This window comes from Neobacillus terrisolis (assembly GCF_051233475.1).
GTDB lineage: Bacteria > Bacillota > Bacilli > Bacillales > Cytobacillaceae > Bacillus_BU.
Genome location: NZ_JBKFGH010000048.1, coordinates 1 through 16,094 on the forward strand (window position 1 = coordinate 1; position 16,094 = coordinate 16,094).

The window sequence follows — 16,094 nt, forward strand, 5'->3', positions numbered from 1 at the left end:
CGACATGTGGAGCTGACTGATACTAATCGATCGAGGACTTAACCAAATTAAGTTCTAGGTGAACTCGTTTTACAACTTCTTCTTCATTATCTAGTTTTGAGAGAATGAAAAATTTCTCTTGCAAAAATCACAAAAGCCATTATAATTAATAATGTCCTTGTGAAAATAGTCTGGTGGCGATAGCGAGAAGGTCACACCCGTTCCCATACCGAACACGGAAGTTAAGCTTCTCAGCGCCGATGGTAGTTGGGGGCTCTCCCCCTGTGAGAGTAGGACGCTGCCGGGCTGTTACAAATTTTATTATTCCGCAGTAGCTCAGTGGTAGAGCAATCGGCTGTTAACCGATCGGTCGTAGGTTCGAGTCCTACCTGCGGAGCCAATTGGAGAGCTGTCCGAGTGGCCGAAGGAGCACGATTGGAAATCGTGTAGGCGGGTAACCCTGTCTCAAGGGTTCAAATCCCTTGCTCTCCGCCATTTAACTTTATATTTTTGGCCCCTTGGTCAAGCGGTTAAGACACCGCCCTTTCACGGCGGTAACACGGGTTCGAATCCCGTAGGGGTCACCATTCAGTGGAGGATTAGCTCAGCTGGGAGAGCATCTGCCTTACAAGCAGAGGGTCGGCGGTTCGAGCCCGTCATCCTCCACCATTTCTAAATTAATATTATTTTTACCGTCGCGGGGTGGAGCAGCCCGGTAGCTCGTCGGGCTCATAACCCGAAGGTCGCAGGTTCAAATCCTGCCCCCGCAATTAAATGGTCCGGTAGTTCAGTTGGTTAGAATGCCTGCCTGTCACGCAGGAGGTCGCGGGTTCGAGTCCCGTCCGGACCGCCATTTATGGCTCAGTAGCTCAGTCGGTAGAGCAAAGGACTGAAAATCCTTGTGTCGGCGGTTCGATTCCGTCCTGAGCCACCATTAATTAACTTAATATGTGGTGGGGTAGCGAAGTGGCTAAACGCGGCGGACTGTAAATCCGCTCCCTTTGGGTTCGGCGGTTCGAATCCGTCCCCCACCACCATTTTATAGGGGTATAGTTTAAAGGTAGAACGAAGGTCTCCAAAACCTTTGGTGTGGGTTCGATTCCTACTACCCCTGCCAAAATAAATTTTATGGCGATTGTGGCGAAGTGGTTAACGCATCGGATTGTGGTTCCGACATTCGTGGGTTCGATTCCCATCAGTCGCCCCATTTAAAACAAATACTATTGGGCTATAGCCAAGCGGTAAGGCAACGGACTTTGACTCCGTCACTCGTAGGTTCGAATCCTGCTAGCCCAGCCATTTTCGCGGAAGTAGTTCAGTGGTAGAACACCACCTTGCCAAGGTGGGGGTCGCGGGTTCGAATCCCGTCTTCCGCTCCAATATTTATTAATGGCGGCATAGCCAAGTGGTAAGGCAGAGGTCTGCAAAACCTTTACCACCGGTTCGAATCCGGTTGCCGCCTCCATTATTTCATCAATGTTCAACTGTTATATAACGCCGGGGTGGCGGAACTGGCAGACGCACAGGACTTAAAATCCTGCGGTAGGTGACTACCGTACCGGTTCGATTCCGGTCCTCGGCACCATAAAATTCATACCGCGCCGGTGTGGCGGAATTGGCAGACGCGCACGACTCAAAATCGTGTTCCTTCTGGAGTGTCGGTTCGACCCCGACCACCGGTATAAAAAAAGACAGGACAATTTGTTCCTGTCTTTTTTAGTTGATAAATATAATATTTTCATTTACCACGGTCCTTGATACTGTGGTATTTTTCGTTTATGGAGATAAAGTGACAATTGTTCATTTTTTCCAAGAAGGTGGTTCAATCTAAACGAAATATTCACTCCTCCAATGTTTACATGTGAAAAAAGTGGTAGAGAAATTTAAGCAGAATAGTCAATTGGAAAAAGTACATAATATCGATATTCGCTAAACAAAAAAGGAGCCGGGCGGTTTTTGCCCGGTTTTTCTTATCGATAAATAGCAGTTCACTGTATAGCCACTGATTCAATCATCCGTTTATTATTTTGTGTATCGTGACATAGGAAAAGCCAGAACCCTGTAATAACGCTAACTAAAAACATCTATAGTCAAAAGATTAGTGTTACCTTGCTTCATTTTTGACAATAGTCTTTTAAACCTATTTTTTATTGAAACTAAAGTTTTGTAAATTTTGGTCGATATATATAATATAGGTTTTTTTGTTATTATTTGACTATTAAACTTACAATTTTAAAAAATAAAGATAAATCATTGAAAGATAGGGAGGCAAAGTCACAACCTACGAATACAATGCTGCCAACGAAATGACCCGCGCTGGTGACAGTGGGTACATCTATGATGCCAACGGAAATCTTGTCGAGAAAAATAGTAAACAAGGTACCGTTAAGTATAAATACACAGAAGATAATCGATTAAAAGGCGTCTATTATTCGGATGGCCAAGAGGTAGAATACGATTATGATGCTTAGGAAGAAAAGTGTTCCGGACTTCCACTTCCTATGATTTGAATTATTTAAAATCACATGTAAACAATGGCAATGGAAACGGTCGATGGAATGCCATTGATAATGGAAACGGTGCAAAAGTTGGCCTACACAAACAACTTGACGGTGCTTTATCGATGGATACGACCCATTATATGTATAACGGGACCACATCGGATGTGTTGAAGGAATACGGCCCAGAAGGCCAGCCTCTGGCAGAATACTATTGGGCGAACGGCCAAGTAGGCTCTCGTAAAATGTTCGGCTTCCACGGGGATAAAACCTCTGGATGGGCAGGAAACATTCGCACGCGGGGCGGTCTCCTGTACTATAACTATGATGCTATAGGAAATGCCATAGGCATAGACGACCGTGTTGGCGATACCGTCATGAATTATCGTTACGATGCCTTCGGCAATCTCTTTACAGATATGCCGGCACCATACAATGCGACAGGGTATACGGGGAAAAACTACGATCCAGTAGCTGGGTTAATGGACTACAGTGCTCGTTGGTACAGCCCAACGGTTGGTCGATTCCTTACAGAGGATTCGGTCATCGGGGATTTAAGTAACCCACAATCCTTAAACCGCTATGCCTACGTCATGAATAATCCGGTAAATATGGTCGATCCAAGTGGTCATGTTCCGGAGTGGGTGAGAAATCAACAGGACTATTCCTTGCAGTACGATCAAGGCGGGACCACGTATGTGGAGCTCTGGAATTATATCGCTGGTTCTTATCAGAAGCAGACATCACCGACGTCTCTTGTGGATACTATTCAGACGAACAAGTATTATCAACAAACCTACCAGCAAACGGTAACAGAATCTTGGGACTACGATTACACGAAGTATTTCATCATCAACGATATTCCGGAAGAATTACCGCAATTCGATGAGATAATAACCTTTAGCGAAACCAATGTTCTAGAGCGGTACAATGTCATCACTGCCAATGAACTCATGGAACAAAACGCTAGTGAAATTGCTTCTTACGGGGCACCACCGTATGCCCGAGTTGTCTATAGCTCAAGTACATTAGATGGAGTACCATTTTCCAGTGATATGATCTATGGTGGTCAAAGGTCAGCCTGCAGTACAACGAAATGATGCGTCAAATAACAGCGCATACGAAGCAAATACAGGTCCAACGTACAAATGGATTTTTCTCCACAGCATGGAATATCGCAAGCAATGCGGACTGGAAACAAGTGGGTATAGGTGCCCTTCAGGCTATAGGAGGTGGCTTCACAGCTATTGGTGGGGCAAGTTTTGCGGTCGCCACATCTACGACGGGTGTAGGTGCTGTTGCTGGAGGATTGGTAGCTGTCTACGGGGTAAATAATGCTACAGCAGGACTGCTTACCATCGCAGATGCCTTTACAAGGGGCACTACTTTTCAGACTAAAAATATAATGCGAGAAGCAGTTGGAACAGCCGGAAGTACCTTTGGATTAAGAAATCAAGCCACCCAATTTTACGATAATACCGAAATAGTCGGCGGAATTGCGTTTGGTGGTTACGGTTTAGTAAAATCTGCCCCAACAATAATTAGTAGTACGGGGAATACGATAAAAAACGTTAAAAATGTATTTAAGACGTCTTCTAAGGGTACGGATAATCTTATTAAAATTGATGCAAATGCAGTAAAACATGCAGATGTAGGAGACTTTACTATTTATCCTAAAATTGGAGCAGTATCTAGAATGAAAGGTGGCGGACATGGTCAATCTAATCTTGATTATCTAAATTCACATGGAATTGAATATAACATTGTGAAAACATACGATAATGGAGTTCGAATTGGAAACGTACCATTGCATAAGACTCCGTCAAAAAGAACAGGTACAAACCAAGCTTGGTTCCCTGAATCTTGGAGTTCAACAGATATTCAAAAAGCAGGAGAGTCCGTTGCAAATTTACCAAACAATATTAATTTGCCTAATGGAACAGTGATGTTTGGAAATTACAATGGTGTTAGAGTCGGGGTAATAAAAACTAATGGGCAAGTGGGGACGATATTCCCGGATGCAACTAGACAGCCATAAAAAATTAAAGGAGGATCAATGGATTGAATGTAGAGAAGGTAAGAGAGGTTTTAAGAGCAAGATTAGCATTACATGATGAGAATGACTATGAAATCGACAGATGTCGAAATGACTTAATAGAACTTTTAAGTAAAGACGTAGGATATACAATAGGTTTTTTGACAACTTGTTCTAAAGAGGAGCTTCTTACGGTAAGTGAAGTCTTCGAAGAAATTGCTTATAACTTACAAAGCCAGCAATATATTCAGTGCTTAGAAGGCTTGGATAAGAAGTATCCAGAGCTTAACCTTACTAGTTCAGTTACTGTTGCTAAAAGTTTTATGGGTTAATAGATATTTGAAACGTTTCACACCTCCTTGGTTTGAGAGGGAGTCACCCTAAGTAAATGTCTAATTTACTATGGGGGCAAGGGATAGATATATTGTTTTGCCACAAGGTTATTGCTAGATTGTTAGGTTTACAACAGTGGGTGAAAATAAAAAAATTTAAAGATTCAAGATCAAATACTAATCCGCTTAATAATCATAGAGTTAAGTTAATGTGCACAACTTATTAAACCTTGATTGGCTTTTAGCCTTTCAAGTTTTTTTTATTTTTATAAGTTTTATGGTTATACAATTACTTAATATTTGAATCAAAAACTCATGACGGTTAACTGTCATACGAGATTGATTACAGTGACATTTAAATAAAACAATAACATTTACTACTTGATTTATTTTTGCACACGAGCATGACAAAGCTCGTATTGTTAAGGAAGGAAAGCGAGGGATTATTTGGAAGTAAATAAAAATAAAGGAATTATGATTAGTGTAACTTGAATGATGCTATCATGAAATTCAGAGCTCATGAAGGTGGCACCATCATGGAGTTTGATTTTAATACTTTGTTAGGGTGAAAAGTACGACAAATAGGCGAGATGACATTTTACATGGCAGGGATATTTATGACATGGAATGGTTAATAAACTAACGAGAGCGTACTGCACGTGGCGATAAAACAATGGGTAACGTGAAAGGGTGTTTTTATATTGCTTTGGCTTTTTAATTTTGGGTTGTATTTTTATTTGAGACGGTCGTATAATACTCGCTATTCGTAAAAAGCGTTACACAAATTTTAATTTTCGTTACGGGAGGGTGAAAAGTTGAACGTTGTTGGGTATACACGAGTCTCGACTCAAGGGCAAGCAAGAGATGGATACAGCTTGAAATATCAAGAAGAAGAAATCAAAGCATACTGAAAAGAACAAGGTTTACGCTTGATACATATATTTAGAGATGAAGGAATAAGTGGTGCAAAACTGAATGAAGAAGCAATGGAAATAGACAGGGTGGGCTTACAGAATATGTTGGCTCACCTTTCGTCTGTCAAGTTTGATTATGTGGTGGTGCTCAACACAAGTCGATTGTGGCGGTCGGATATTGTCAAGGTGCTCATACAACGAGAGTTAAAGAAATATGGTTGTGAGATTAAAAGCATTGAACAGCCTTCGTGCAGTATCCATAAAAAAGACCCAAACGACTTTTTGGTAAACGGCTTGATGGAATTATTAGACCAATACCAACGGCTTGAAATTACTTTAAAGCTAACAAAAGGGAGAAATAAAAAGGCGAAGGAGGGTGGTTATGCAGGTGGTCGGGCAACGTTTGGCTACCAGAAACAAAAAGGTGAAAAGGAACTAAAGATACATAACGGTCATGCAGAAGTAGTGAAACGGTTGTTTGAACTTAAACAGCTACATAGGAAATGGTCACTGTCTATGTTGGCAGAAGCATTAAATAAGGAGGGTTATCGAACAACACAAGGTAAAGCATTTACGAAAGTGCAAGTGAAACGCATTTTAGACCGAGAAAGCTTATATCAAGGGATATATACATATGGACAAATACAGGCAAATGGAAAACATGAAGCAATAATTTAATAGGTTACTTAAAAAAGGGACTCATTTTCTTATAAGTTCATATGAAGAGATGAAAATGGATAGGCTTTCGTACCAATGCGCACCAATTGGTGAACGCTCGAACTAAGGTTGCCGATATTTTCATTTAATTGAATAGGAGGATGAGTCAATGCACGAAAAACAGAAACATTTGTATGTTGGAGTAGACTTGCATAAGCAACACCATGTGGCAGTGGTCATTAATTGTTGGCAAGAGAAGTTAAAGGAAATAAAATTTGAAAATAAACCGTCTGCCTTCCCAACTTTTTTATTGGATATTGATAAACTAATAGAAGAAGGAATGACACCTGTATTTGGTTTAGAAGATGTAGGTGGCTATGGCAGATCGTTAGCACAGTTTTTAACCGACCATGGACAGGTTGTAAAAGAAGTAAACCCAGCACTTTCATACGCTGAACGAAAAAGCCATATGACCACACAAAAGAGTGATAGCTGGGATGCAGAATGTGTGGCACGCATTTTGTTGAATAAACTGAACCATTTGCCAGATGCAAAACCGCATGATCTATTTTGGTCGATACAACAATTGGTTACTAGAAGAAAAGCATTAGTAAAGGCACAAGGTGCTTTGAAGAACCAATTGCATATTCAATTGAACCACCATTATCCAAGCTATAAGAAGTTTTTCTCAGAGGTGGACGGAAAAACAGCACTAGCATTTTGGAAAAGGTACCCTTCACCTTCATGTTTAGAAGGTGTAAGTATTAAACAATTGACTACCTTTTTATTAGAAGTGAGCAACAATACTTGTTCGGTGAAAAAAGAAACACGAGACTTTTTGGTAGAAAGCTTTGTCCGCCACATTTTATTTGGAAAGCAGGAAATAGGCAAGGTGGAAAGAGAATTAAAACAGTTAATGAGTTTACTAGACTTTCAACTAGACTCCATGCCAGGTATTGACCTCGTAACTGCTTCCTCTTTAATTGCAGAGATAGGTGACGTAAGACGCTTTCAAACGCCAACAAAATAGCACGATTCGCGGGGATTGCGCCTGTTTACTTTGGCTCTGGTGGGAAAGGTAAGGAACAAAAAAGCAAACAAGGAAATCGGGCACTACACGCCTTATTTTACAACCTCGCAGTCCAACAAGTACAAGTTGCTAAAGGGAGTAAATTGCCACGGAATTCAGTGTTTCATGCCTATTACCAACGAAAACTTAAGGAAGGTAAAACAAAGGGACAAGCATTGGTGTGCATTATGAGAAGGCTTGTGAACATTATTTACGGCATGATGAAGCATAAAACATCCTATGAATTACCGATAATAAAAGAGAAGGAAGTAGTTTTATAGAGGTTTATAAAGGTTGTTTTTTTATTAGCAGCATTTAAGATTACAAATTAGGGTACGGGTGAAACTACATCGTACTAAAGAGTTCAAGGTGGAGAAATGCCAAATGCAAGTCAAGTTAGAATTCAGGTCGATAAAAAAGGGAAAATGGTAATTCCTAATAAAGATGTAAACTTGAATGTTAGCGCAGGGACTAGGGAACATGCCGAATTTTTCTTGCAAAAAGAGGTAATGGAGCAGAAATTGTAGAAGTTGAAGTACCGAGATGGTTTGATGATTTTGTAAAAGAAAATTCAATACCTCAGTATAAGTACAAATCTAATCCACTTAATCAGGGGGGGACAGCACCAAAAGTGGTTGACCCTAGTACGCCGGGAACATCATATGAATTTCCTGCACCGTGGATTGAGTGGCTTGAAGAGTATGGTAAAATAAAGAAATAAGAATAGCGAGGCACATGAATACTGAGAAGGAGGTACATTGCTTAACAATCCCAAGTATGCTGAAACTATAATAGTTCTAGTAAAATATAAGAAATCATATAAATGGTTTATTACAGATAAGGAGATATGGTTTTTAGATTTGAAAAAATTAATATCTTCTTATCTTGAGAAAGGATTTAAAATTCATAATCCTGATGACTTTTCTGAGAGATTTGATATTGCAGTAGTAAACGAGGACACGGTGGAAGAATTTTTACAAAAAATTGGTAAATTAGAGGTGAGTAATGAAGAGTTAAGGAAGATTTTAGTGCAGAGAGCATATAGTCATATTTCTGATATGCTACCTTCTCTATACGTGGATTTTGATGAAAAGAAGTTGACATCTTTCTATCCTGAGCCTGCATCTTATGAACTATATGTACCGAATGGGTGGCTAGGGAAGTGTGAGCAATTTATGGGACACATTCCTGAGGACAATCGTTACTGGATAGTCAATGGTGACAATTTATTTTTAAAAGGAGAGTAACAATGAATAAAGCAGAAACCTTTACGATAATGAAAGATATGTTCGGTAAAAAGGGAAGTGAAGAACAAGTAGAAGGGCTTACACTAATAATTGATGGAAAGCTGAAAGAAGTCTTTGATACTATTATAGCCAAATCAGATGATTATAATAATTATACTGATGTACTTAGTAGTGTGATTGTGCATGGGATAAATGAAATTATTGGTAACATTCAATAATTTATTGGAGGGCTATCTAGTGACGAATTAACCCAATATATATAACTAATAACACTATAACCCTGTAATACCCATATAAAGATTTTGCTATTTCTTTTGTACGTATAAAGAACGTCGAAAAGTTTAACCTATTTCATGCAAAAACGAAACAATGAGCAGGGTGATTATGGTCAGATACCACCATAATCACCCTGTTTTTATTATCTTCGTTTTTTCTCCCATGCTTATGAAAATATTTAATTCCTGTTTGCAACTGGGCGATAAGGGGGAAATTAACAGATACATAAGGAAAACAAACAAAAAGAAATAATGAATAAATGAATAGGACACATGGACGATTTTCTCTGAAATCCTAACTCATGATGGTTGTACCATCATGGAGTATTGTTTTAATACTTGGAGGGACTGATTAGGAACGAGAATTGGGCGAGATGACATTTTACATAACAGGGGTAGTTATGACATGGAGTAACTAACAAACTAACGAGAATGACAAAGCTCGTGGCGATAAACAAGGGTATCGTAAAAGAGTGGTCCTATTTTGCCATGGTTTATAAATCTTGGGTTGTATTTTTACTAGAGAGGGTCGTATAATACTCGCTATTCGTTTAAAAGCGATACACAAATTACAATTTATGTAATGTGAGGTTAAGAAATTGAATGTTGTCAGGTAAGGCAGCCCAGCAGTACAACGAAATAATGCGTCAAATAGCAGCGCATACGAAGCAAACGCAGTCCAGAGTGGAACCTGATTATTACAAAGATGTAATAGAATTGACACCTGAAGAGCAAATGATGATTTTAGAAAGTCCGTACGCCTCTCCAATTGACAAAGTGAAGGTAGAATTGAGGATGGCATACGACAGTATTCTAATCACAAAAATTCCTAAAGCAGTAGAGGTTGTTAATTCAGCTTTAGGAGTACTTGAAAGTAAACTTAAACAAGCCATTAGCAACTTTAAGGGTACGAGTGAATCTAAATTAAAATTAAAATAAATTCCCTAATGAATCATTACCTCCAAATGGAAAGAAGATAGATTTTACAATTGAAGACGGAATGATAAAAGGATTAAATGGTCAAAGAAATGTGGATTTTGTAATTAATAACAACGGTAAACTCAATATTGGCAATAAGCATCACTACCTAGGTAATGCTCAGGATGTAAAAGTGGCAGGTCAATTAAAGCTAGACGGTCAAGGTAGAATAAGAAGAATTGATAATTTATCAGGGCGCTACAGACCAACAGTTGATGAAGCGATGAACTATCCAGAGCTATTTAGACAAAATGGCTTAAATATCAAGAATTCATGGTTGGAATTGTATGGTATTAAAGTTGTTGAAAGCGGGTTTGTAGAAAGCATTAATAAAGCAGTAAGTAAAAAAATAAAGTAGGTGGAATTTATTGGATACAGAGAGTTTGAAAAGTAATTTGATAATCTGTATTAATGAATTAAATATAATGGAAGGTGATAATATTAAGTTTAGAGTAGTTCCAATTGTTGAAAATGGAAAAAGCCAAAACTCTACTGATGATTATATGAGATTAAATATATTAAATCCAAAGAACTTGGAAAATAGATTTTTTGACTTAGACAAAGTAGTTAAGATTCTTTCAGGACCACATTCAACATTTCCTATATGGATTAATGTTGAGATGATTAGTAACAAAAATACAGAATATATAATTGAATTGAAGACAAGTGTGAGATTTAGAAAACCAAGTTTATTAAGGAATCAGGAAACTGGCCATCCACCATTTAGGGCTATAATAAAGTAAATGCAAAAATTCAAACGCAAAGGGTTGCAATAACTACAGGCAAGCAAAGGGTTTATTGTAGGTGCAAATCCAGTGTCCATATAATAGGAGGAAAAAAATAAAAATATACTTAGAGTATCAGTGCTATCCAATGTGGATTTACGATGAAGATGGAGAGCTAGTTGATAATAATATTGCTAGTGAACTTATGAATGAGCCATCGATTGTTAAAGCGCTAGATGAAATTCAAGAAACGAATAATAACTTATTCGAGGATAACGAAGTGAGTTTTGAATTTAAGGGTTTTCCACAGGAACAAGATAGAGAGCATTTTCTACGTTTAGTTAGCGAAACCGTCAATTCCATTGAAAGCAAATTAAGTGATAGTTATAAGGTCGAAAACAAAATAATTATTTGAGGGTTTATTACCTTGATTGGCTAAATGCCTTTCAAGGTTTTTTGATAATTGTTACCATCCCATTTGTTCAAATAACACTTTTTAACTGTTATAATTTAACAATAGTGTAGTAAATATTGGTTCGCCCCATTTGTAATGGGGGTTAAAGTGGGTTTGTTTTATTTATTGGACATAGTAAAAATTTTTATGAGTTTTTAGAGGTATATCAATCATTTCTTAGATAAATATAAGAATACTCATTTTGGGAGGAGTAGAACTTTGAAAAAATTTATGCTGATCGGCTTAGGTATTATTCTTGCAGCTTCAGTGGGTATTTATTTTTACTTGGACAAGAGTGATCCTGTTGCTGTATACTCTGAAGCGCAGCAGGATAAAGCCAAGGCAGAATTAGATAAGAGTTTTGAAACGCTCACGCCTCAAGGTGAAATGCCGGAATATGAAACGATGACTGAGTTTGAATTATTGGATGAGGTTCATGGCATGACACATCAAAAGGTACTGGCTGAGCAAAAATGGGGTTCATCTGAAATCACTAAAGATAAAGTAGTTAAGTTATATGAGATTGTAAAAAATAAAAATTTTAAAAATGCTGAGATTCGAAGCATGCTATTGGAAATCCTTGAGCCTTGGACTCGTGGTGATTTTAGTAATGCGGTGGAGGATCATAATAGAATATGGAATTATAAAGAAGGAAATGTTGGGGAAGCTGAACGATTATTAACGCCAGTGGAAGAACAGAAATATATTGAAAAGCAGTTTAGATAATCATTCCCTTGTAGAAATTAACATTTTGTCGAATAAAAAATATCCAAAAAACTTTCACTTAACCGATTGACAATCTTTTTTTTATTTAGTAATATACCCCTAAGGGTATATGTTTAACATAAATTTAAGGGGGATTATGGTGAAAGAGTTAACGACTAAGGATGTTGTAGCCTTATTAAATGAAGGAAAATCAGTAAATATTATCGATGTCCGCGAAGTGGATGAGGTTGCTGCAGGAAAGATTCCTGGAGCAGTAAATATCCCATTAGGATTGATTGGCGATAGTTTGAATGACCTGGATCAAACCAAAGAATATATTATGGTTTGTCGCTCAGGAGCTCGAAGTGGCAGAGCAACACAGTTTTTAGAGAGTCAAGGATATCAAGTAAGCAATATGAAAGGCGGAATGCTTGCTTGGAATGGTGAAATAGTGTAATTTTTTTAATATCAATAATACCCTACTGGGTAATTAATCGGAGGATTAGATGGAAGCTATTAAATCAATCAAAACAAATCTCGTTTTAGATGTTAAAGGATTAGCCTGTCCAATGCCTGTTGTGAAAACAAAAAAGGCTATGAATGAATTATTGGAAGGGCAAGTTTTAGAAATTCAAGCGACAGATAAAGGATCGAAAGCTGACTTAAAAGCATGGTCACAAAACTCAGGTCATCAATATTTAGGTGTGTTTGAAGAAGAGAATGTTATTAAGCATTTTATTCGAAAGGCAACCAATGATGAAAATGTAGAAAAAAAACATCCAAATGTAGCTACTAATGAAGAATTAGCTGAGCTACTTCAAAAAGAAGAAAACCTTGTCGTTTTAGATGTAAGGGAAGAAGCTGAATATGCTTTTAATCATATTCCTAATGCTGTTTCGATTCCTTTAGGAGAATTAGAACAACGATTTAATGAATTAAATAAAGAAGATGCCATCTATGTTGTATGTCGAACAGGCAGCAGAAGTGACTTTGCCGCTCAAATCTTAACGAAGAATGGATTCAAGAACGTAATAAATGTATTGCCAGGCATGAGCGAATGGACTGGAAAAACAACTGGATTAAATAATTAACAGAAATCAGGAGGATTAATTATGAATAAGAAAGTAGCAATTATTGCAAGCAATGGTGGATTATTTGATGCATATAAAGTTTTTAATATTGCCACAGCGGCGGCCTCGATGGACCAAGAAGTAGCAATCTTTTTTACCTTTGAAGGACTAAATCTCATTCATAAAGAAGCTTATCAGCAATTACCAATGCCTGAGGGAAAAGAGCATTTTGCTGAAGGATTTACAAAGGCTAATGTCCCAGCAATAACTGAACTCGTTGAAATAGCTCAGGATCTTGGTGTTAAATTCATTGGCTGTCAAATGACTATGGACGTAATGGGATTAGAAGCAAGTGACTTTGTTGATGGAATTGAAGTTGGTGGAGCAGTTTCATTCTTAGAGTTTGCAAAAGATGCGACAACGTTGACTTTTTAATATAGAAATAAAGGTTTAATTTTTTTAGAAATTTTAATACCTATATGGGTATATAGGAGGAGTAAACATATGCAAGCTATTACTGCACAGGAAATAAATCAATTGATTGTAGATAAAGAGCCGCTTTTTATACTGGATGTTCGTAATGAAGAGGATTTTAAAGATTGGAAAATTGAAGGAGAGAATATTGAATATTTAAATGTTCCATATTTTGATCTAATTGATGGTGTTGAACCAGTATTAGATAAGATTCCAAATGACAAAAAAGTCTTAGTGGTTTGTGCAAAAGAAGGATCTTCTTTAATGATTGCTGAGATGTTAACGGAAAAGGGATTAGAAGTTTCCTATTTGAAAGATGGAATGAAAAGCTGGAGTGAATATTTATATCCAACAAAAGTGTATGAAGACGAAGACGTTACTGTACACCAACTTATCCGTGTTGGCAAAGGCTGCCTATCTTATTTTGTAACATCCGGTGGGGAAGCATTGGTTGTGGATCCGTCTCGATTCATTGATCAATATACCGCTTTTGCTGAAGCTCAAGGTGTGAAAATAACTCATATTGTTGATTCACACTTACATGCGGATCATATTACTGGAGGACGCGAATTGGCAGAAAAAACGGGTGCGAAATACTACCTTATGAAATCTGAAGGTGCTGTTTTCGATTTCGAACCGCTAGAGCAACACGATAAGATTGAATTCGCCAATATTAAATTAGAGGTGTTAGCAGTAAAAACACCTGGACACACACCTGGAAGTGTCTCATTCTTTGTAAATCAGAAATTATTATTCTCCGGAGATACAATCTTCGTTTCTGGTTTAGGACGTCCTGACTTAGGTGGTAAGGCACGAGAGTGGGCTGTTGATCTTTACGAAACAATCTATAGTAAAGTCTCTCAAATTGCTGATGATGTCATCGTATTACCAGGGCACTATGCAGATTTTCACGGTGAAATAAATGATCAAGGGTATATTGGAAACACATTGGGAAATATTCGAAAAGTCAATGATATCATGGCAGGTAAATCAGTGGATGAGTTTGTGGAACATGTAGCAGCATCTGCATCAACGGATACACCGCCAAACTTTGAAGATATTGTTGCCATTAATAGAGGTGTAAAAGAGGCGACAATTGAAGAACAGCAGGAACTCGAAATTGGGCCAAATCGTTGTGCGGTTCACCATTCACATTAATATCGTTTTAAAAGGGGAATAGAAAAGGGGAACCGCTCTGGTCCCCTTTTCTTAAAGGAGGAAATTCTTTTGAGTTTAGGATTTATAGTCACAATCTTCCTTATTGGATTTATAGGATCATATATTTCTGGTATGTTAGGGATTGGCGGCTCAATTATTAAATATCCGATGCTGCTTTATATACCGCCATTATTTGGTTTCGCTGCTTTTAGCGCTCATGAAGTATCAGGGATTAGTGCGGTTCAAGTGTTTTTTGCGACGATTGCTGGGGTCTGGGCGTACCGTAAAGGCGGCTATTTAAATAAATCATTAATTGCGTATATGGGGGGAAGTATCCTAATAGGCAGTTTTATTGGCGGTTACGGTTCAAAGCTAATGAGTGAAGGTGGAATTAATTTAATCTACGGAATTTTAGCCTTAATTGCGGCAATTATGATGTTTATTCCTAAAAAGGGAATTGATGATATTCCGCTCGATCAGGTGAAATTTAATAAATGGCTAGCGGCATCACTTTCATTAGTTGTTGGGATTGGCGCTGGAATTGTCGGGGCTGCAGGAGCGTTTCTATTAGTGCCGATCATGCTAGTCGTATTAAAGATTCCAACAAGAATGACGATTGCATCTTCGCTGGCGATCACATTTATTTCATCCATTGGTGCTACCATCGGTAAAGTTACGACGGGGCAAGTAGAGTATTTCCCTGCTTTGATAATGGTCATTGCGAGCATTATTGCATCACCGCTAGGAGCGATTGCTGGTAAAAAGGTAAATACTAAAGTGCTGCAAGTTGTTTTAGCATTATTAATATTTGCAACTGCAGGGAAAATTTGGCTTGATATTTTATAGGAAAAGTAAAAGACCATTAATGCTTTTGCATTGATGGTTTTTTTTAAAAGAAAAATATATACGTGTAAGAACAATTACGGCGGTTCGTGAGTAATATAGGAAGAGGAAAATTGATTTTACAGTCACAACAATGTTTCATTCATATTTTGGACAAAAAAATTAAAAAAGACCTTGACGTTATGAGTAAAACTTTGTATTATATAGAAGTTGGTTCTTTGATACGACAATTTACAACATGATTATCGTTAAAAACGTCAAAATTCGACAAAATCATGCGGGTGTAGTTTAGTGGTAAAACCACAGCCTTCCAAGCTGTTGTTGTGGGTTCGATTCCCATCACCCGCTCCATACATATTGCTTGCAACGCAGTGTTTCGTTTCAGAAAGAACGAAGCATTGCGTTTTTTAATATTTACAGAAACTAATCATTAAAAAGCTGCAATACATTTTTATAATTGTTGATTTGAGCGGAAGGTGCGAGACTCCTGCGGGAGAAGGTGTCACGGGAGACCCCACAGGCGCAATGCGCCGAGGAGGCTCCCGGACTCCCCCGCGGAAAGCGAGCACCTGGAGCGGAAATCAAACAGGCCAGTTTAACAAATCCAATAATAAAAGGATGCCTTCTCAGCATCCTAATATTTTATATGAAGCTATTCCTCCATGAATTTGTATGAACATT

At 38.0% G+C, this 16,094-nt stretch carries 17 protein-coding genes, 16 tRNA genes, 1 rRNA gene and 2 pseudogenes; all 36 read left to right on the plus strand.

Annotation, left to right across the window (positions count from 1 at the left end; all coding sequences use genetic code 11):
- Positions 1–169: 169 nt before the first annotated feature.
- The 36 genes and pseudogenes from rrf (at position 170) to ACI48O_RS22335 (ending at position 15,764) form a co-directional block, all read left to right on the plus strand.
- Positions 170–286: ribosomal RNA gene (rrf, locus tag ACI48O_RS22160) — 5S ribosomal RNA — on the plus strand.
- A gap of 18 nt (positions 287–304) precedes the next feature.
- Positions 305–379, plus strand: a tRNA-Asn gene (locus ACI48O_RS22165).
- Between the two features lie 3 nt (positions 380–382).
- Positions 383–474: transfer RNA gene (locus ACI48O_RS22170), tRNA-Ser, on the plus strand.
- Positions 475–491: 17 nt separating this feature from the next.
- Positions 492–566 (plus strand) — tRNA-Glu (locus ACI48O_RS22175).
- 6 nt (positions 567–572) lie between these two features.
- A tRNA-Val gene (locus tag ACI48O_RS22180) sits at positions 573–648 on the plus strand.
- A gap of 27 nt (positions 649–675) precedes the next feature.
- Positions 676–749, plus strand: a tRNA-Met gene (locus tag ACI48O_RS22185).
- A 6-nt stretch (positions 750–755) separates the two neighbouring features.
- A tRNA-Asp gene (locus ACI48O_RS22190) sits at positions 756–832 on the plus strand.
- A gap of 5 nt (positions 833–837) precedes the next feature.
- Positions 838–913, plus strand: a tRNA-Phe gene (locus ACI48O_RS22195).
- An 18-nt stretch (positions 914–931) separates the two neighbouring features.
- A tRNA-Tyr gene (locus ACI48O_RS22200) sits at positions 932–1,016 on the plus strand.
- A 6-nt stretch (positions 1,017–1,022) separates the two neighbouring features.
- A tRNA-Trp gene (locus ACI48O_RS22205) sits at positions 1,023–1,096 on the plus strand.
- 14 nt (positions 1,097–1,110) lie between these two features.
- Positions 1,111–1,186 (plus strand) — tRNA-His (locus tag ACI48O_RS22210).
- A 17-nt stretch (positions 1,187–1,203) separates the two neighbouring features.
- A tRNA-Gln gene (locus tag ACI48O_RS22215) sits at positions 1,204–1,278 on the plus strand.
- 5 nt (positions 1,279–1,283) lie between these two features.
- Positions 1,284–1,358, plus strand: a tRNA-Gly gene (locus tag ACI48O_RS22220).
- A 12-nt stretch (positions 1,359–1,370) separates the two neighbouring features.
- Positions 1,371–1,444, plus strand: a tRNA-Cys gene (locus tag ACI48O_RS22225).
- A gap of 31 nt (positions 1,445–1,475) precedes the next feature.
- A tRNA-Leu gene (locus ACI48O_RS22230) sits at positions 1,476–1,564 on the plus strand.
- Between the two features lie 15 nt (positions 1,565–1,579).
- A tRNA-Leu gene (locus ACI48O_RS22235) sits at positions 1,580–1,661 on the plus strand.
- 624 nt (positions 1,662–2,285) lie between these two features.
- Complete coding sequence (locus ACI48O_RS22240; RefSeq protein ID WP_435564004.1) at positions 2,286–2,450, plus strand: hypothetical protein; 165 nt, start codon at positions 2,286–2,288, stop codon at positions 2,448–2,450.
- Positions 2,451–2,854: 404 nt separating this feature from the next.
- On the plus strand, positions 2,855–3,577 hold the full coding sequence (locus ACI48O_RS22245; protein ID WP_435564005.1) for an RHS repeat-associated core domain-containing protein: 723 nt from the start codon (positions 2,855–2,857) through the stop codon (positions 3,575–3,577).
- A complete protein-coding gene (locus tag ACI48O_RS22250; RefSeq protein ID WP_435564006.1) occupies positions 3,574–4,515 on the plus strand; it encodes an EndoU domain-containing protein in 942 nt (313 codons plus the stop codon). Before ACI48O_RS22245 ends, ACI48O_RS22250 begins: the two co-directional genes overlap by 4 nt.
- 23 nt (positions 4,516–4,538) lie before the next feature.
- Positions 4,539–4,844: a hypothetical protein gene (locus ACI48O_RS22255; RefSeq protein WP_435564007.1), complete on the plus strand. Its 306-nt coding sequence runs from the start codon at positions 4,539–4,541 to the stop codon at positions 4,842–4,844.
- A gap of 815 nt (positions 4,845–5,659) precedes the next feature.
- Positions 5,660–6,436 (plus strand): annotated as a pseudogene (locus ACI48O_RS22260) (recombinase family protein).
- Between the two features lie 148 nt (positions 6,437–6,584).
- Positions 6,585–7,765: pseudogene (locus ACI48O_RS22265) on the plus strand (IS110 family RNA-guided transposase).
- A 96-nt stretch (positions 7,766–7,861) separates the two neighbouring features.
- Positions 7,862–8,011, plus strand: coding sequence for a hypothetical protein (locus tag ACI48O_RS22270; RefSeq protein WP_435564008.1), 150 nt, complete (start codon positions 7,862–7,864; stop codon positions 8,009–8,011).
- Positions 8,012–8,242: 231 nt separating this feature from the next.
- Entirely contained in the window at positions 8,243–8,731 is a 489-nt protein-coding gene (locus tag ACI48O_RS22275) for a hypothetical protein (RefSeq protein WP_435564009.1), read from the plus strand.
- A gap of 2 nt (positions 8,732–8,733) precedes the next feature.
- A complete protein-coding gene (locus ACI48O_RS22280; RefSeq protein WP_435564010.1) occupies positions 8,734–8,949 on the plus strand; it encodes a hypothetical protein in 216 nt (71 codons plus the stop codon).
- Between the two features lie 660 nt (positions 8,950–9,609).
- Positions 9,610–9,945: a hypothetical protein gene (locus tag ACI48O_RS22285; protein WP_435564011.1), complete on the plus strand. Its 336-nt coding sequence runs from the start codon at positions 9,610–9,612 to the stop codon at positions 9,943–9,945.
- 61 nt (positions 9,946–10,006) lie between these two features.
- On the plus strand, positions 10,007–10,342 hold the full coding sequence (locus ACI48O_RS22290) for a hypothetical protein (RefSeq protein ID WP_435564012.1): 336 nt from the start codon (positions 10,007–10,009) through the stop codon (positions 10,340–10,342).
- A 10-nt stretch (positions 10,343–10,352) separates the two neighbouring features.
- Entirely contained in the window at positions 10,353–10,727 is a 375-nt protein-coding gene (locus ACI48O_RS22295; RefSeq protein WP_435564013.1) for a hypothetical protein, read from the plus strand.
- Positions 10,728–10,788: 61 nt separating this feature from the next.
- Positions 10,789–11,124 (plus strand): hypothetical protein, encoded by a 336-nt coding sequence (locus tag ACI48O_RS22300; protein WP_435564014.1) that lies wholly within the window; start codon positions 10,789–10,791, stop codon positions 11,122–11,124.
- A 258-nt stretch (positions 11,125–11,382) separates the two neighbouring features.
- Positions 11,383–11,889 carry a DUF6241 domain-containing protein gene (locus ACI48O_RS22305; RefSeq protein WP_435564015.1) on the plus strand — a complete coding sequence of 169 codons (507 nt, stop codon included), beginning with the start codon at positions 11,383–11,385 and terminating at the stop codon, positions 11,887–11,889.
- Between the two features lie 139 nt (positions 11,890–12,028).
- Positions 12,029–12,325, plus strand: a complete 297-nt coding sequence (locus tag ACI48O_RS22310) for a rhodanese-like domain-containing protein (RefSeq protein ID WP_435564019.1) — start codon at positions 12,029–12,031, stop codon at positions 12,323–12,325.
- A gap of 58 nt (positions 12,326–12,383) precedes the next feature.
- Positions 12,384–12,959 (plus strand): sulfurtransferase TusA family protein, encoded by a 576-nt coding sequence (locus ACI48O_RS22315; protein ID WP_435564020.1) that lies wholly within the window; start codon positions 12,384–12,386, stop codon positions 12,957–12,959.
- A gap of 21 nt (positions 12,960–12,980) precedes the next feature.
- Complete coding sequence (locus ACI48O_RS22320) at positions 12,981–13,373, plus strand: DsrE/DsrF/DrsH-like family protein (RefSeq protein WP_435564016.1); 393 nt, start codon at positions 12,981–12,983, stop codon at positions 13,371–13,373.
- A 69-nt stretch (positions 13,374–13,442) separates the two neighbouring features.
- On the plus strand, positions 13,443–14,570 hold the full coding sequence (locus ACI48O_RS22325) for an MBL fold metallo-hydrolase (RefSeq protein WP_435564017.1): 1,128 nt from the start codon (positions 13,443–13,445) through the stop codon (positions 14,568–14,570).
- A gap of 69 nt (positions 14,571–14,639) precedes the next feature.
- Complete coding sequence (locus ACI48O_RS22330) at positions 14,640–15,416, plus strand: sulfite exporter TauE/SafE family protein (RefSeq protein ID WP_435564018.1); 777 nt, start codon at positions 14,640–14,642, stop codon at positions 15,414–15,416.
- Between the two features lie 274 nt (positions 15,417–15,690).
- Positions 15,691–15,764, plus strand: a tRNA-Gly gene (locus ACI48O_RS22335).
- Positions 15,765–16,094 lie beyond the last annotated feature (330 nt).

Bases quoted from the DNA above. Each gene is read 5' to 3' on its own strand.
- ACI48O_RS22240 (WP_435564004.1), top strand. From the start codon at position 2,286: ATGACCCGCGCTGGTGACAGTGGGTACATCTATGATGCCAACGGAAAT.
- ACI48O_RS22245 (WP_435564005.1), top strand. From the start codon at position 2,855: ATGAATTATCGTTACGATGCCTTCGGCAATCTCTTTACAGATATGCCG.
- ACI48O_RS22250 (WP_435564006.1), top strand. From the start codon at position 3,574: ATGATGCGTCAAATAACAGCGCATACGAAGCAAATACAGGTCCAACGT.
- ACI48O_RS22270 (WP_435564008.1), top strand. From the start codon at position 7,862: ATGCCAAATGCAAGTCAAGTTAGAATTCAGGTCGATAAAAAAGGGAAA.
- ACI48O_RS22280 (WP_435564010.1), top strand. From the start codon at position 8,734: ATGAATAAAGCAGAAACCTTTACGATAATGAAAGATATGTTCGGTAAA.
- ACI48O_RS22285 (WP_435564011.1), top strand. From the start codon at position 9,610: ATGTTGTCAGGTAAGGCAGCCCAGCAGTACAACGAAATAATGCGTCAA.
- ACI48O_RS22290 (WP_435564012.1), top strand. From the start codon at position 10,007: ATGATAAAAGGATTAAATGGTCAAAGAAATGTGGATTTTGTAATTAAT.
- ACI48O_RS22320 (WP_435564016.1), top strand. From the start codon at position 12,981: ATGAATAAGAAAGTAGCAATTATTGCAAGCAATGGTGGATTATTTGAT.
- ACI48O_RS22325 (WP_435564017.1), top strand. From the start codon at position 13,443: ATGCAAGCTATTACTGCACAGGAAATAAATCAATTGATTGTAGATAAA.